This window comes from Polaribacter sp. KT25b (genome assembly GCF_900105145.1).
Taxonomy (GTDB): Bacteria; Bacteroidota; Bacteroidia; order Flavobacteriales; family Flavobacteriaceae; genus Polaribacter.
This window is the reverse complement of record NZ_LT629752.1, coordinates 251,360-267,423: the sequence shown is the minus strand read 5'-3', so window position 1 is coordinate 267,423 and position 16,064 is coordinate 251,360. Positions and strand designations below refer to the sequence as shown.

Here is a 16,064-nt window from a genome sequence, read left to right as displayed (position 1 = left end):
TTTATTTACATAATGTTTTATTAATAAAACATTATGTAAATATTATTTTTTTTTAAAGTTTGCTAAAGGGTATTTTTTAAATATCTTTGAATTCAATTATCTAAATTTAAAACATGAAAAAACTATTTTTCGCTCTCGTAATTCTTTCTTTAATTTTTACATCATGTGGAGGTTCTACAGGAGAAGACACTAACAACACTCCAAATGCGGTTGATGACTCTGCTTCTACAGCGATAAATACAGCAGTAAACATTAATGTTTTAACTAATGATAACTTTGGTGTAGATGGCCCAAATACAGGTTCAATTACGATCATTTCTAGCATTTCAAATAATGGTGGATCTATTTTAGTGAATAAAGAAGGAACAACTAGTGACCCTACTGATGACACAATCGATTACACACCCGAAACTGATTTTGAAGGAACAGATACATTTAATTATACTATTACAGACAATAGCGGAGACACATCTACAGCTACAGTAACAGTTACCGTGATTCCTCCTACTGGACCTTCTCTAGGAACTACTTTTAGTGTTGGTGAATTAAAATATACCATAACAAATGTAGAAAATAAAGAAGTATCCGTAGAAAAAAGCACTGAAACAGGTCCTTCTGGCGCTTTAGATTTACCAGAAACCATAGAACAATTTGATTTAACTTACTCTGTAACTAGTATAGCAGAAGAAGGTTTTGCTTATTCTTATAACTTAACAAGTGTTACTATTCCTAGTGGTATTACAAGTATTGGAAACCTTGCTTTTTATGATTCTCAAGGTATAACTAGCATTAGCATTCCTAATTCGGTTACAAGTATGGGAAATGATGCTTTTGGTAGTTGTTTAAGTTTAAAAACAATTAATATTCCTTCTGGAACTACTCATTTATCAGATAATATTTTTGCTAGTTGTAAAAGTTTAGAAAATATTACGATACCAAATACGGTAACAAGTATTGGAAAATCTATTTTTTATGATTGCAGTAGTTTAAACAATGTTACAATTCCAGATAGTGTAAAAAATGAAGATATGGGAACTGCTGTATTTGGTTTATGTGTAAGTTTAACAAATGTAACTTTTCCTAGTAGTTTTACAACAATTCCTAACGAAACCTTTTATGCCTGTAATAGTTTAGAAAGTTATACAATTCCAAGCAATATAACTAGCATTGGTTCTTCTGCATTTTATGAATGTAGCGTTTTAAAAGAAATTACTATCCCTGCAACCGTAACCAGTATTGGTGAATCTGCTTTTGGTTTCTGCGTTAATTTAACAAAGGCAGAAATTCCAAATAATTTTACAAGTTTACCAGACAATATGTTTTATGAATGCCCAAAACTTAAAGATTTTACCATACCTAGTGCTGTAACAAGTATTGGAAATGCTTTCTTTTATGGATGTACTAGTTTAGAGGAAATTAGCTTACCTAACAGTATAACTAGCATAGGAGACAGTGCTTTTGGTAATTGCTTTAGCTTAAAGAATTTTGATTTACCAAGTAATTTAACAACAATAGAAGCTACAGTTTTTTGGAATTGTAGTAGTTTAACAGAAATAAATATTCCTAGTGGAGTAACAAGTATAGAAAGTGGAGCTTTTGGTGGTTGTAATAGCATTAGCGAAATAACGATTCCTAATGGAGTTACTTCTTTGCCTGAAAACACTTTTTATAATTGTAGTAGCTTAAGTGTAATTAATCTTCCAGATAATTTAACAGCTATAGGAAAAACTGCTTTTGGTCTATGTAATAGTTTAACTAATTTTAGTATCCCAAATACTGTAACAAGTATTTCTGAACAAACTTTTTATCAATGTACAAGTTTAACAGATGTTAATATACCAAATAGTATAACAAGTATTGGAAATAGCGCTTTTTACAATTGTGGTAGTTTAAAAAATGTAACTGTAGACATAGTTACTCCTTTAACTATAGAAGCTAATGTTTTTGAATATGTTACCATGAGTAATATGAATTTAAAAGTACCTTCTGCTTCTATAACAACTTACAAAGCTACTGATGTTTGGAAAGAATTTGGATCAATAAACGCGATATAATCGCTCCTAAAATATAAATTGAAAATTATTTTTAATATATAAGTTTATAAAAAAACACTGCTCAAGTAAAATGCTTGAGCAAGTTTCATTTTACAAACCTATATAAAATCTCTCCCCCATAAGCAAAGAAAACTGTTGCATAAATAAAAGTGCTATCTAAATAAAAACAATATATTTGTTTTTTTTTATAAAAAATAATATCCTTTTTATGTTATCAATTTCACACCTTAAAGATATACATAAAAAAAAATAAAAATGATGAATTTAAAAATCGCTAATACTTTTTTATTATTGCTTAAAAACACTTGTATTTGCTTATTTTTTTTATACAACCTACATTCCTTTTCACAAGAAAAGCCTCTTAATGCTGATAATCAGAAAGGAAATACTACAAATACAGAACAAGAATTATTAAAAAAGGCGAAGGATTATATTACCAAAAAAGAATATGATAAAGCAGCTTCATTTTTATCAACCAATTACCAACAATTTTCTGAAAACCTGACTATAAATTGGCTTTATGCACAAGTACTGTCTTTAAACAATGATAAAACACAAGCCGAAGAAAAATTTAAAAAAGCAATTTCAATAGCTCCTTTAAATAAAGACCTTCAACTAGATTATGCTAGATTTCTTTACGAAACAGGAAAAATAAAAAAAGTAGAGTCTATTTTATCAAAATTTATAACTAATGATTCTAAAAATGCTGAATTTTTATTGATGCAAGCAAATATTAGTTTTTGGAAAGGAGACATTAAGAATTCACAGAAAAAAATTGCTAGAATTAAAGAAATCTATCCTGACACAGAAATTACTAAAAGTTTAACTGCGCAAATAGATGAGTTAACAATCTATTATATAAATACCAATTTTGAATACCATACAGATTCTCAACCTTTAGATTTTTTTGCATATCATATAGCAATAGGTCACTATGAATCTAGGTTTCTAAATCCTAAATTAGAATTATCAACCTATAATTTCTCTCCAGAAAAAGAACAAGCTGTTATACTTAAAATAAGTAATCAATTTTATTTTGATAATTTAAAACTTACAGCAAATATAACTGGAGGTATTTATAAAAACCTTTCTGAAAAAGTAGATTGGATTGGTGACATTAGTTTCATCAAAAAAATAACTAAAAATGTATCATTAAATGTTGGATATTCTAAAAACAGCGTACTAAGTACCATTGCAAGCACTGCATTTAATTTAACGAAACAAGATGTTTTTGGCGAAATAAATTATAGTAATAAACTATTATTATTAAATGCTGGCTATAATCAACAATTTTATAAAAATGACAATACCATTGAATCTATTGGTGCTTGGATTTTATCTCAACCTATTAAATTTAGAAATTTTAATTTTCAATTAGGATATAGCTATAATTACACAGACTCAAAAGACATTTTATTTATCTATGACAATCAAGGTGTAGGGGTTTATAATCCTTACTTTACCCCAAAAGAACAACAAATTCATTCTGGTTTATTTATAGTCAATTATAAACCAACCAAAAAATTATCATTAGAAGCAAAAGCCAATTATGGTTTTAAAGCTACGATAAGAAACCCTTACCCCCTTCAAGTAACTGCAACTAGTATAGAAATTGGCGGATTTTACGATGAAACTTTTACACCTGTAGAACTTACAGGAATTATTAATTACAGTTTTTCAAATCGTTTTAATGCAAAAATTACGTATACAAATCAAGAAACTTTTTTCTACAAAAGAGAAAATATTAACTTAGGATTAAATTTTAACATTTAATGAATTCAAAATTACGAAATGATTTATGGGTATTTAAGGAGGCAAAAAAAGTAACGAGCCTTGATAAAGCTATCTTTTTAGGCCTAACACTTGCAGGGTTAATTAGCATGTTTAATTTAATGGAATGGTGGTTTAGAGCAGAACATATAGAGAACCTTCCTTTATTCATTATTTTAACTCTTTTTTTTGGCTATGGAAACATAAGGATTGCTTTAATCTGGATTAATTATTTACGCATACAAAAACCAAAAGAAGTACCCGTTCCTGAAAAAGACTTAAGCGTTGCCGTTTTTACAACCTCTTCTCCTGGCGAACCTTTATCAATGTTCGAAAACACATTTAAAGCACTTAAAAACTTAAATTATCCTCATACAACTTATTTGCTAGATGATACTGGTGATCTTGCTTTTAAAGAATTAGCAGAAGAACATGGAGTTGTATGGTTAGATTTACCAAATATACCAGGTGCAAAAGCTGGTAAAATTAACGAAGCTTTAAAAATAACGAATGAAGATTTTATTTTAGTTTTAGATCCAGATCATATTGTTTTTCCTAATTTTTTAGATCAAACATTAGGTTTCTTTCAAGATGAAAAAGTAGGATTTGTACAGGTAAGTCAAGGTTATTATAACATGTATCGTTCTTTTACTGCGCAAGGAGCTGCAGAACAAACATATGCTTTTTACGGACCTACACAAATGGGTTTATTTGGTTATGGAGGCGCAGTTGCTATTGGTGCAAATTGCACTTTTAGAAGAAAGGCTTTAGAAAGTATTGGAGGTCATGCAAAAGGTTTATCAGAAGATTTAAATACTTCTATTAGAATTCATTCAAAAGGATGGAAATCTGTTTACAATCCTGTAATTGTTAGTCGTGGTTTAGTTCCAGAAGATTTTACTTCATTTTGTAAACAACAATTAAAATGGGCTAGAGGTGTATTTGAAATGTTATTTGATGAATTTCCAAAAGCATCAAAAACATTAACTTTTTGGCAAAAAGTATCCTATTTTTCAATAGGAACTTATTATTTAGTTGGGCCAATGACGGCTTTTTTTATTTTTGTTCCTTTATTATTTTTCACCACAAAAATAGGTCCTGCAAGTATGGATTTTACTGAATTTTTAATACTTGGCAGTCCAATTGTGTTAATTGCAACTTTAATATACGCACATGCACAACGTTTTATGTGTGATAAAAAAACCGAACAAGGCGTTCAATGGAGAGGAATGGTTTTAAAATATTCTTGTTGGCCAGTTTTTACGTATGCATTCTATTTGTCTTTAATTAACAAAAAAGTTCCATATATTCCAACAGCAAAAGTAGCTGTAAAAGGTTTTATGAGTCCGTTTGTAAAACCATTAATTTTATACTGTATAATATTTATATTTATTTTGATAGGAGTTTATATTGAAAGAAGATATTACACTCCAGAAACTGAATTGATTCTTACTGCCGAAAAAACTTGGGCTATGATAGGTTTTGCTATGATTGCCTTTATACAGTTTATAGGAGGTATTGTAGCCGCATATAAATCTTTAAATATTAAAGCAGAAAATGCTTGGAGCAATATGATCATAACATCAGATAAAAAAATTAAAATTAAAGAATAAAAAATCAATAGTTTTTAGACCAAAAAATCAGAAAAGATAAAGGTTTTAAAATCATTATAAATCAAATATAATTATGTCATCATTTGGTAAAAAATATAAAAGACTTTTTAATGTAGTCCTTGCAATAGTAATAGGTTATTTTATAATTTATGGCTTATCGGCTGTTAGTAAAAGCTCTAAAGGTCCTTTAGCCGGGTTTCTAGAAAACGCAGGTAATATGGTTAAAGACTTTGAGCACGATAATATTTTAGGAAAAAGAGAAAAAAATAGAGAAAAAAAGTTGGCTTGGTTTAACGACCAAAGAAATAATAAGTTTGCACTTCTAAAAACCAAAAAAATTCTTTTTGGAGCATCAGACGATAGTAAAGAAGGCTCTTATGAAAACATTATTAATTTAGAAGATTCATTAGCGTTAACGTTTCCTATTATTCACATCTACAAAGCTTGGGGAGAAGGGCAAACTTATGAATTCCCTAAAAATGATGTTGATGCCATTGTTAGAATTGGATCTGTGCCAATGATTACTTGGGAGCCTTGGTTAGAAAAATTTACACAAGAAAATTTTCCTAAAATTAAAGATTTAGAGCAAAGAAACAGTCATGGGCTTGCATCTGTTGCTAATGGAGATTATGATTCTTATTTAAAAGAATGGGCTACAGAGGCAGCTAAAGTTGGTTATCCTATTTATTTAAGAGTAGGACACGAAATGAATGACCCTTATAGATATCCTTGGGGACCACAAAATAATGACCCAGCAGAATATGTTGCGGCATTTAAACATGTAAAAGATGTTTTTGATACTGTTGGAGCTACAAATATTATTTGGGTTTGGAGTCCGCATTTATCCTACGGAAAATTCCAGGAATATTACCCAGGAACTGATTATGTAGATATTGTTGCTACAGGAGCATTAAATTATGGTACAAGTACCAGTTGGAGCGATTGGTGGACTTTTGAAGAAATTTTTGGTAATTTCTATAACCAATTAGCAGCTTTCTATAAGCCAATAATGATTGCTGAATTTGGTAGTTTAAAACCTGGAGGAAGTAGAGCAAAATGGTTTAAAGATACTTTTAAGAATTTTAATGCAAAATATCCTTATGTAAATGCAATTGTATTTTTTCATTATTCTAGTGACGGAACTATTACATACAAAAATGTAGATTGGTATATAAAAGATGATCATGAAGTAACTACTGCAATTAAAGATGCACTAAAAGAGTGGCCAGCTAATATTAAGCAACCTAGTATTGAGTAACAAAACAGTAACCTTTATAGATTATTACTTGATCTATTAGTTATAAATCAGTCTTTATTTTATGGTTTATGAACTATTAAATAATAAAAACCCCTTCATGCAAATTGCTTTGAAGGGTTTTTTATTATGTTTTGATTTAAGAACTGAGATAACTTTTAATCCTTTAATAAAAAATTAAAGTATTTATTTAAATATAATTAAAACAAATACTTTGAAGATTAAAACACTTTTTAAGACTGTAAAGCGAGGTTAAGCTTAATTGATGGAATAAGTATATTTAAGCCCTAGAACATGCAAGGTTTCGTTCTTAAAATATTTTATGATACTTTCTTCGTAACGATAAAATACACCAAATTTTCCAATTTTTCTAAATTTATAATCAGTTCCAAAAGTTACTCTAAACTTATCTAAACTTAAATCTCTAATTAGTTGAACATCTTCTTCTATTCCGCTAAAGAGTTCTAAAGAAAAACTAGGATCTAAAGGCCATTTACGTATGTTATATTCTATACCTGTTTTAAACCTTATTGTTTCTTTTAGCACATTTTCTTCATCAACAGGAAGATTTAATTCTTTTTTATTTTGGTAGCGTATTCTATGTGACAGAGTAAATCTTTCAATATCATATTTGTAACTAGCATCAAAATTAAATCTAAAATGACTTTCATAACCTTGCTTTTTACCTACATTATCATTCTCTTTAATAAACCTTACTCCTCCACCAATTTCAAAATTTTTAAAAACTTCGTATTGCAAGCTTATTTCTGTAAAGTATTCATCGGTTACTGTTGCATCTTCTTTTAATCTTAGACTTTCTTCTACACCAATTTTTAGTTTTTTAATAGGAGAATAATCAATACCAACAGAACTCCATATTGCAAAATCTGAAGTATCTACTTGAGAAAATGCCACATTAGATACTAAGAGTAAACAAAATAATGTTTGAAAACTATTTTTTGTCATTCTTATCATTTTAATTTTTTTACTACTTGATTATTATAAAAAATAGTAACAGTTGCACTGTCTTTTAAGAAGTCTACATCTTCAATAATAGCTTTATTAATTACAAGACCTGTTCTGTTTTCTAAATCAGAAATAAGAAAATTATAGTTTTCGGGTTTTATATTCTCTATCTTTTCGTAGTTAATTTTTTTTGTGATTTCATGTTTTAAATGCCAAACTTTTTCTATAATTATAATAGCAAAAACTATTGCAGAATTGGCAAAAATAATTTCGAGATAACTCATCTTTTTATTTACAAAAGAATTCATTAAAGAAACCCCTATTACAACAAACAAATAGGTCATTTCTTTAATTGGTATCGATTCTGTTCTATAGCGAATAATACCAAAAATTGCAAAAAGACCAAGTGCTATACCAATATCTACTTTATACTTTTTAAGAGTAAAACATAAAAAGAAAACTATAATACTTATCATATAAAATGTAAACAAGTAATCTTTTCTTCCGCTAGAACTGTAATAAAGCCATCTAATGATAAGTGTTAAAAAAAATAAATTCATTAAAAAAATTGATGCCAATTTAAAAAAATCGTCATCAAATAAAGGAATGTTAAAAAAATCCATACTAATTATATATTATTTATTTTTAATAATTTAGGTTTAAATATATTGTGTTTTAAATTTTGATAAAGGTTAGCTACACCAATACAATACTTACTTATACTGTAAGGATTGTGACCAATACTTTTAAGCACTTTAACAACGAGGGATTTTCTATCAAATCTGCTTTGCTTTAATTCTATTACGGCTAGGTTACTGTATTTTTTTTCTTTATCATCAACAGTGTATGTTAAATTAAAGTCTATAGTAACTCTTTCGTTCTCTTTTAAATTTACAAGCGTTATTCTATTAAAACTATTCCATAAACTGGTTTGTAAATTATAATCTTCATTGGTAATTTCTGATATAAACTTTTTAGATTTATCAGACAATTTAGTTTCAAAATCGTTAATCTTAATTCTAAATTTATTGGTTTCTCCTTTTCCGTTTTTCTTTTTTATCTCTAGAAAAGTTAAATCGGAATCTACATATTTACGTTGTCTTATTTTTGTTCTATTCACAATTCCATTATGATGATCGTGATAGAACTTAAACTCTTTAGTATCTAAATACAAAGAAGAATAATTCATAATTCTTTGCTCTTTAATTTCTAAAACTTTATACGTTTCAGACAGTTTTTCTAGAACTTTAGATAAAGAAGAAATATTAATTACATATTTAGTATCTGTCCTTTTCATTAAAGCAACACTGTTCATTTCATCCAATGAAATTGGATGAAATTTATTTATAAAAAGAACAAGTGCTTTATTCATTAATTATTGTTAACTACTAGAATTAAGGAGATTAATTAAAATTATTCTTTTACGATTCTTTTAGTTGTAGAAGATCCGTCAGAAAAAACTTTTACAAAATAAATACCTTTAGAAAAGTTACTTAAATCAACAGTAGAATTGTTTAATTTTTCTGATTTATAAACCAATTTACCAAGAACATTATATACTAAAACATTTTTGATAGTAGTATTTGAAAATATTTTAATCTTATCTTTTGCAGGATTAGGATAAACCATTATGTTTTGCTTTTCTTTTATAAATTCATCTGCAGATAATACATTTTTATCAACTGCACTAATGGCTACATTATTAAAAATTACTTTTTTGTCAGCATCTTCAGTCATATCTGTACCGTTAAATCTAAATCTAACTTTAAAAGCTTCATTTTCATCAGCTAAAGAAACATTAGAAAAGTCAAATTCTTTTAGTTCATAATCTGAAACTATAGATTGTGTACCATTAATAATATTAGTAGAAACCCAATTTGATCCATTCCAGTATTCAGCAATTATAGTATTTGCAGCTCCATCAGAATTAATTGCCAATGAAATTTTAATATCTTCATAACCAACAGTAGAAAAATCTAATTCAAAATTATTCTCTAAACTACCAGATTTAAAAGGTTGTTTTATTTGCAAACCTTTCATCATTTCTGGTGCATAAGCAATATTATCATTTGCAATAGTTTGATAATTAATTGCTACTGGTTTATTAGTTCTTTCTAAAGATGCTTTTCTCCAATCTGCATTATTAGCGTCAAAAGGATACCCTGATAATGATGAATTATAGTTCATCATTGCTGTTAAATCATTTCTAGAATAAGTAGAATTTAAACTTTCTAAAGGTGTGTCGTTTGTAATATTATCATCAAAAAGCCAAAAGTAAAGCAAATGAGAATAATCTTCATCTGGTGTAAAAATTGCACTTATTTGTAAATCATCTGTAGGTGTAATTGTAATTTTACTGCTATTACCACTAGCATCTCCAGACCAATGAGAAAAAGTATATCCTGGCATTGGGTTAGCTTCTAAAGTTACTGGTATATTATCAAAATAAACACCAGACCAAGGATAAGGTTTGTCATTAACACCAGGTGTTGTTGAGTTTATATTGATAGTATTTAATGTAATATAACCTGCATTTGGATTAGAAACATTTAAATCTAAATTTATAGTTTTATCAATTTCAAATAGCTCATTTATTTGATCTCTAAAAATAGCTGGCCTTTCTTGAATCCAATCTAAAAGTTTAACTTTATCGCCATCTTCATAGAATCTTAATCTTGGAGAACGATTTCTATCTTCTTCTAAAAGTGGTGCTACTACATCAAAAGTTTCATTTACAATAGCATCAAATCTCTCTTTAACAAATGCTGTGTTTAATAAATCTGCTGTACGATTGATAAATTTAACCTTAAAACCTTCATTATCAATTAGATTTGAAAATATATTACGTTGCCAACTGCTAGAATTTCCAGAAAAATCTTCTAACCAATTCAAACGACTAATCATTGCTGCTTCAAAATCTTGAGTATAAACGCGAAACTTACCATCTCCAAATTCGTCATTTACAGGATTTGTTGCCCTCCAAAATTTAATTTCATAACTATCTCCTTCAGAAAAGGTCTCTAGAGCAATATGATCTATATATGAATCTATATCTAAAATGTCTGCTACTTTTTGGTATTCAACATCAGACTTTAAATCATCATGTTTTAAATCTTTAAATAAATATCGTAACACCCTTTCAGGATTGCTATCACGATCGTCTGGTCCATCTTGTAATACACAAGACCCAACACAACTTACGATAGATACATTATCACTATCTAAACCAAAATTATTAGCTATATGGTTTACATCAAAACGATCTCTAATAGCTGTAATTCCAAAATACTCACCATTAATAAAATTCACTGCTGTTTTTATTCTCATAATACCATTAAAGAATGGTTGCATGAGCCTACTAAAAACCATATCATTGGCTATTTGACCACCACTACCATTTCCACGAAGCATTAATCTTTTAAATGTATTATTATAAGGTACTGGAGAGTCTGGTATTTGTTGATCAAAAACATCTAACTCAAACTCATTATCTTCATCATATTCACTCCTTGCATAAATTCTTAAGTTTTTAATAATATCTGCTCTTGAAGTGTTACCATGAATTCTTATACCTGCATCTTGATTTAAGATAGATTCTAAATTTTCGTTAAATACTTGAACATGCACTTCGCGTTCCCACTCTCTTCCATCTTGCCCATAATTACTAAATTGTGCATTACCTGGCTGATTACCATTTGGTTCTGCAGTTCTCCAATCGTCAAAAGTTTTACCTGACGTATAGATACCTTTTTCGTAACCAAATAAATTCTCTTCGAATGTAGTTAAAGATATCACAGGAACGTCATAAGGGTTTCCTTCTGGCCAAATAAAATAATTTCTTGTTCTAGTTCTAGAACCTTTCCCATTTAAAAAAGCTTTAGCTCTTAAAACTGTAGCTTTTCTCACCTTTACTGGCGGAATATAAATATCAGCAGAAACTGTATTTTTTCTTGCTAAAACATCTTCGTCATTAGATCTATCTCTTATCTCAATTGGACCAGTGTATGAAAAAGATTGATAACTTTGATTTAACATTTCACCAAAACTTTCACCTATATCGTAAGGATAATCGTTTTTATATTGAAAACTAGATCCATTTAAATTATTGATATCTGGTTCCGAACCATCTAAAGTATAAATTATAACAGCACCCTCATTTTCTGCTGTAAGTGATAAATTAAAAGGCTCTGAAAACAACCCTGAAGCATGAGAAAACACAGGTGGTTTAATTATCTCTGTTAAACCAGAACTCGTATTTGAGGCTAAAGGTGTTGGTTCATCAAAATACAACCAATCTCCAGTTCCGTCTGGTTGTCTCCCATAAGAAACATCTACATCTAAAACTACAGAAGGCGAACCACTTACTAAAGCACCCGATGGATTCTTTAAAAATATTGACTCTCCACCTGAACTTATTTTGAAATTTGCATGCAAAGGTTCATTAGCAACTGATATATCTTTATCTGAAGCCCAAACTAAAATATATTGATTTGGATCTATTGTTATAGAAGGGAAAGTCCATTTAAAAGACTCGCCATTATCATCAGACAAACCATAACCTTCTAAATTTACAGATGTTGTTCCGTAGTTATAAAGTTCTACCCAATCATTAAAATCACCATCTTCATCTGCTATAGTAGCATCATTTGAGCTCATAACCTCATTTATAGCAATTTTTTCTGTAGCTGCATTCACCGTACCTGTATTACTTAGTTTTGGTGTAGGTGTATTAAAAAACTCCCAAGAACCTGTTCCATCTGGTTGTCTACCATAAGAAACATCTGTAGCTATCGCTATAGCAGGAACATTATTTATCTCTGTTCCACCAGAGTTTGTAAGAATAATCGTTTCTCCTCCTGAGCTAATTTTAAAATTAGCATGTAACGGTTGACTAGGAATCGTTTTATCTTTACCAGACGCCCAAATTAATAGGAATTCTTGTGGTTCAAGTGTATAAGTAGGAAAAACCCATTGATATGGATCTGAAGCATCATCAGTTAAACCATAACCTCCGATATTTACGGCTGTTGTACCATAATTATAAATCTCTATCCAATCATTAAATTCTCCATCTTCATCAGCTAAAGTAACATCATTAGAAGACATAACTTCGTTTATTGCTACATTTTGCGAGTGTACTTGTGAAGAAAATAAAAGAAAAAGAATTAAAACTTTTGTAAACAGAAAAGCTTTTTTAAAATAAATTAATTGTAATTTTTTGCCCAACATATATAGTAATTTTAGGGCAAATATAACTAATTAATTTAAGTGTGTTAAATTAAAGTTAATTAAACATTACCCGCAAAAAAACACTTACATCACACATAATAATGCTACTAAATTTAATAAAAAAACAATCAAAACCCCCGTAATAGATACTTAAACATGATTCTAATTTAATTTACATTTTCTAATTCTAATAATAAAAAAGACTTAAAAATTTAGTTTTAAAATCTTTTAAATGATCTCTATGTTAGACAAATAACACACCTCCAAAAATCAAAATTTATCCAATTTAATTTGATAATTTTTAAAAAAACATATAACAAACACAATCAGTATGGTAAAAAAACAGCGGCAAACTATAGTATCTTAAGTTTCTCATCTATATTCGTCATAAATTTATTAAAACATTTTCATCCGTTTTTTAGCATGAATTACCTGTAAGATTACAAGTTTTTTTACGTCAAAAAAAGAGATAAAATTATTAACTTAGAAAAGAAATAAATATGCTTACTTGGAAAGAAATTATCAATTTTAGTGTAAAAGGAAACCCAACTCCAGATAAAAGAGTTGAAAAATCTGAAAAAGAATGGAGAGCACAGTTAACAGCAGAACAATTTAGAATTACCAGACATAAAGGTACAGAAAGACCACATACAGGAGATTTATGTAGTATTTATGATGAAGGCCAGTACAATTGTGTTTGTTGCAACACTCCTTTATTCGATTCTACTATAAAGTTTGATTCTAGTTCTGGTTGGCCAAGCTTTACGCAACCAATTAAAGAAAACGCCATTAAATATCATAAAGATATTTCTTTTGGAATGATTCGAGTTGAAGTAATGTGCAATACTTGCGACGCACATTTAGGGCATGTTTTTCCTGATGGTCCAGAGCCAAGCGGATTGCGTTATTGTATTAATTCTGAATCGATGATTTTAGATAAAAAATAACTTAACAAAAAAACCAATGTCATTCCGAATAAGGAACGAGGAGGAATCTCAAAATCTACAAGATTTTTTATCGCTTTGAAATGACAAAAAGAAATAAAATGAATAAAAATTTACAAATCGCCACTTTAGGAGGTGGATGTTTTTGGTGTACAGAAGCTGTATTTTTAGAAGTAAAAGGCGTAGAAAAAGTAGTTTCTGGTTATTCTGGCGGTAACGCTCCTGGCAAACCAACGTATAGAGAAATTTGCTCTGGTTTAACAGGACACGCAGAAGTAATTCAGGTAACTTTTAATGCAGATATCATTTCTTATCAAGATATTTTAGTCATTTTTATGACTACGCACGACCCTACAACTTTAAATAGACAAGGAGCAGATAAAGGAACGCAATACAGATCTGTAATTTATTATCAAGATGAAATTCAACAGAAAATTGCCGAGGAAGTTGTAAAACAAATACAACCTTATTATGATGCTAAAATTGTTACAGAAATTAGTGCGTTAAACATTTTTTACGAAGCCGAAGAGGAACATCAAAATTACTATAGACAAAATTCGCAACAAGGTTATTGTAGTTTTGTAATTGCCCCAAAATTGACTAAATTGAGAAAATTACACGCAGATAAATTAGCATGAAATTAAACATAAAAAATACGTTTACTACAGCATTGCCTTCTGATTCTAATTTAGAAAATTCGAGAAGGCAAGTAGAAAATGCCGCTTTCTCATATGTAAAACCAAAGAAAACATCAAAACCAGAAGTAATACATGTTTCGCCAGAAATGGCAGATGCTTTACATATTTCTGACAACGCATTAAAATCAGATTTTTTTAGAAACATTGTTACTGGTAATGAAATTTACCCAAATACAACACCGTATGCAATGTGTTATGGCGGACATCAATTTGGAAATTGGGCAGGACAATTAGGAGACGGAAGAGCTATTAATTTGTTTGAAATAGAGCATCAAAATAAAAACTGGAAAGTACAATTAAAAGGCGCCGGCGAAACTCCGTATTCTAGAACTGCAGATGGTTTGGCGGTTTTGCGTTCTTCTATAAGAGAATATTTATGTGCAGAAGCCATGTTCCATTTAAACGTACCCACTACAAGATCTTTGTCTTTAAGTTTATCTGGTGATAACGTTTTACGTGATGTTTTGTACGATGGAAATCCGGCGTATGAAAAAGGAGCCATTGTTTCTAGAATTTCTCCTAGTTTTTTACGTTTTGGTAATTTCGAAATTTTAGCTGCCAGAAAAGATATAAAAAACTTAAAGAAACTCGTAAATTATACCATTAAACATCATTTTGCTCATTTAGGAAAACCATGCAAAGAAAGTTATATCAATTTTTTTAAAGAAGTTTCAGAACGAACTTTAAAAATGATTATCGATTGGCAACGCGTGGGTTTTGTACACGGAGTGATGAATACAGATAATATGTCTATTTTGGGTTTAACCATAGATTACGGACCTTATGGCTGGTTAGAAGGGTTCGATTTTGGCTGGACTCCCAACACAACCGATAGGCAACACAAACGCTACCGTTACGGAAATCAACCAAATATTGGTTTGTGGAATTTGTATCAATTGGCAAATACTCTGTATCCAATTATTGAAGAAGTAGAACCACTAAATACCATTTTAGAGCAATATAAAGTCGATTTTGAAAAGCAATCTTTACAAATGATGAAATCTAAATTAGGATTGGTTGTTTCAGATGAAGAAGATGTAAAAGTGATACAAGAATTAGAAGACAATTTGCAATTGGTAGAAACCGACATGACCATTTTCTTTAGAAATTTAAGTAATTTTACAGATGAAAAATCGGGCTTAGAATTGATAAAAGAAGCTTTTTACGATGCTGAAAACGTTTCTGATGAAGTTAAAAACAAATGGACAACTTGGTTTAAAAAATATACGAATAGACTTGCCTTAGAACGCAATTCATCCGAAGAAAGAAAAACACAAATGGATTTAGTAAATCCTAAATATGTGTTGCGTAATTATATGTCTCAATTGGCAATTGATGAAGCAGATAAAGGTAATTACGCTTTAATTGATGAATTATTTCAGCTCTTAAAAAAACCATACGCAGAACAACCAGAAAACGAAAAATGGTTTGCAAAAAGACCAGAATGGGCAAGAAACAAAGTGGGTTGCTCTATGTTGTCTTGTAGTTCATAAAATAAAAATTTAGTAAAAGACCTTTCAAGTTTTTAAAACCTG

General features: G+C 29.3%; 11 protein-coding genes. 7 read left to right on the top strand and 4 right to left on the bottom strand.

The genetic code is table 11. The annotated features are described in order from the left end of the window. The first annotated feature begins 113 nt into the window (after window positions 1–113). From BLT70_RS01015 to BLT70_RS01000, 4 genes are all read left to right on the top strand, one after another. Window positions 114–2,054: a leucine-rich repeat protein gene (locus BLT70_RS01015; RefSeq protein WP_091890322.1), complete on the top strand. Its 1,941-nt coding sequence runs from the start codon at window positions 114–116 to the stop codon at window positions 2,052–2,054. Between the two features lie 255 nt (window positions 2,055–2,309). Beyond that, window positions 2,310–3,827: a M48 family metallopeptidase gene (locus BLT70_RS01010; RefSeq protein WP_157691810.1), complete on the top strand. Its 1,518-nt coding sequence runs from the start codon at window positions 2,310–2,312 to the stop codon at window positions 3,825–3,827. Next, window positions 3,827–5,437 (top strand): glycosyltransferase family 2 protein, encoded by a 1,611-nt coding sequence (locus tag BLT70_RS01005; protein WP_091890316.1) that lies wholly within the window; start codon window positions 3,827–3,829, stop codon window positions 5,435–5,437. The genes BLT70_RS01010 and BLT70_RS01005 overlap by 1 nt, the downstream gene beginning before the upstream one ends. Window positions 5,438–5,510: 73 nt before the next feature. Continuing rightward, the gene (locus BLT70_RS01000; protein WP_091890313.1) at window positions 5,511–6,695 is read left to right on the top strand and encodes a glycoside hydrolase family 26 protein; all 1,185 of its coding nucleotides are present in this window, start codon (window positions 5,511–5,513) and stop codon (window positions 6,693–6,695) included. Between the two features lie 255 nt (window positions 6,696–6,950). On the opposite strand, the gene BLT70_RS00995 is transcribed toward BLT70_RS01000, so the two are convergent. Genes BLT70_RS00995 through BLT70_RS00980 form a run of 4 tightly spaced genes read right to left on the bottom strand, consistent with a single transcriptional unit; the run spans window position 6,951 to window position 12,887 of the window. Continuing rightward, entirely contained in the window at window positions 6,951–7,658 is a 708-nt protein-coding gene (locus BLT70_RS00995) for a DUF2490 domain-containing protein (protein WP_157691809.1), read from the bottom strand. A 5-nt stretch (window positions 7,659–7,663) separates the two neighbouring features. Further along, complete coding sequence (locus BLT70_RS00990) at window positions 7,664–8,281, bottom strand: DUF4956 domain-containing protein (RefSeq protein ID WP_091890308.1); 618 nt, start codon at window positions 8,279–8,281, stop codon at window positions 7,664–7,666. Between the two features lie 5 nt (window positions 8,282–8,286). After that, complete coding sequence (locus BLT70_RS00985; protein ID WP_091890305.1) at window positions 8,287–9,030, bottom strand: polyphosphate polymerase domain-containing protein; 744 nt, start codon at window positions 9,028–9,030, stop codon at window positions 8,287–8,289. A 41-nt stretch (window positions 9,031–9,071) separates the two neighbouring features. Next, window positions 9,072–12,887, bottom strand: a complete 3,816-nt coding sequence (locus BLT70_RS00980; protein WP_091890302.1) for a lamin tail domain-containing protein — start codon at window positions 12,885–12,887, stop codon at window positions 9,072–9,074. A 500-nt stretch (window positions 12,888–13,387) separates the two neighbouring features. Here BLT70_RS00980 and msrB point away from each other — a divergent pair, with 500 nt between their 5' ends. The 3 genes from msrB to BLT70_RS00965 all read left to right on the top strand — a co-directional run bounded on the left by msrB (window position 13,388) and on the right by BLT70_RS00965 (window position 16,022). After that, window positions 13,388–13,834 carry a peptide-methionine (R)-S-oxide reductase MsrB gene (msrB, locus tag BLT70_RS00975; protein ID WP_091890299.1) on the top strand — a complete coding sequence of 149 codons (447 nt, stop codon included), beginning with the start codon at window positions 13,388–13,390 and terminating at the stop codon, window positions 13,832–13,834. Between the two features lie 98 nt (window positions 13,835–13,932). Beyond that, window positions 13,933–14,469, top strand: a complete 537-nt coding sequence (gene msrA / locus BLT70_RS00970) for a peptide-methionine (S)-S-oxide reductase MsrA (RefSeq protein WP_091897296.1) — start codon at window positions 13,933–13,935, stop codon at window positions 14,467–14,469. Further along, on the top strand, window positions 14,466–16,022 hold the full coding sequence (locus tag BLT70_RS00965) for a YdiU family protein (RefSeq protein ID WP_091890296.1): 1,557 nt from the start codon (window positions 14,466–14,468) through the stop codon (window positions 16,020–16,022). Before msrA ends, BLT70_RS00965 begins: the two co-directional genes overlap by 4 nt. Window positions 16,023–16,064: the final 42 nt, after the last annotated feature.

Bases quoted from the DNA above. Each gene is read 5' to 3' on its own strand.
- BLT70_RS01015 (WP_091890322.1), top strand. From the start codon at position 114: ATGAAAAAACTATTTTTCGCTCTCGTAATTCTTTCTTTAATTTTTACA.
- BLT70_RS01010 (WP_157691810.1), top strand. From the start codon at position 2,310: ATGATGAATTTAAAAATCGCTAATACTTTTTTATTATTGCTTAAAAAC.
- BLT70_RS01005 (WP_091890316.1), top strand. From the start codon at position 3,827: ATGAATTCAAAATTACGAAATGATTTATGGGTATTTAAGGAGGCAAAA.
- BLT70_RS01000 (WP_091890313.1), top strand. From the start codon at position 5,511: ATGTCATCATTTGGTAAAAAATATAAAAGACTTTTTAATGTAGTCCTT.
- BLT70_RS00995 (WP_157691809.1), bottom strand. From the start codon at position 7,658: ATGACAAAAAATAGTTTTCAAACATTATTTTGTTTACTCTTAGTATCT.
- BLT70_RS00990 (WP_091890308.1), bottom strand. From the start codon at position 8,281: ATGGATTTTTTTAACATTCCTTTATTTGATGACGATTTTTTTAAATTG.
- BLT70_RS00985 (WP_091890305.1), bottom strand. From the start codon at position 9,030: ATGAATAAAGCACTTGTTCTTTTTATAAATAAATTTCATCCAATTTCA.
- BLT70_RS00980 (WP_091890302.1), bottom strand. From the start codon at position 12,887: ATGTTGGGCAAAAAATTACAATTAATTTATTTTAAAAAAGCTTTTCTG.
- msrB (WP_091890299.1), top strand. From the start codon at position 13,388: ATGCTTACTTGGAAAGAAATTATCAATTTTAGTGTAAAAGGAAACCCA.
- msrA (WP_091897296.1), top strand. From the start codon at position 13,933: ATGAATAAAAATTTACAAATCGCCACTTTAGGAGGTGGATGTTTTTGG.
- BLT70_RS00965 (WP_091890296.1), top strand. From the start codon at position 14,466: ATGAAATTAAACATAAAAAATACGTTTACTACAGCATTGCCTTCTGAT.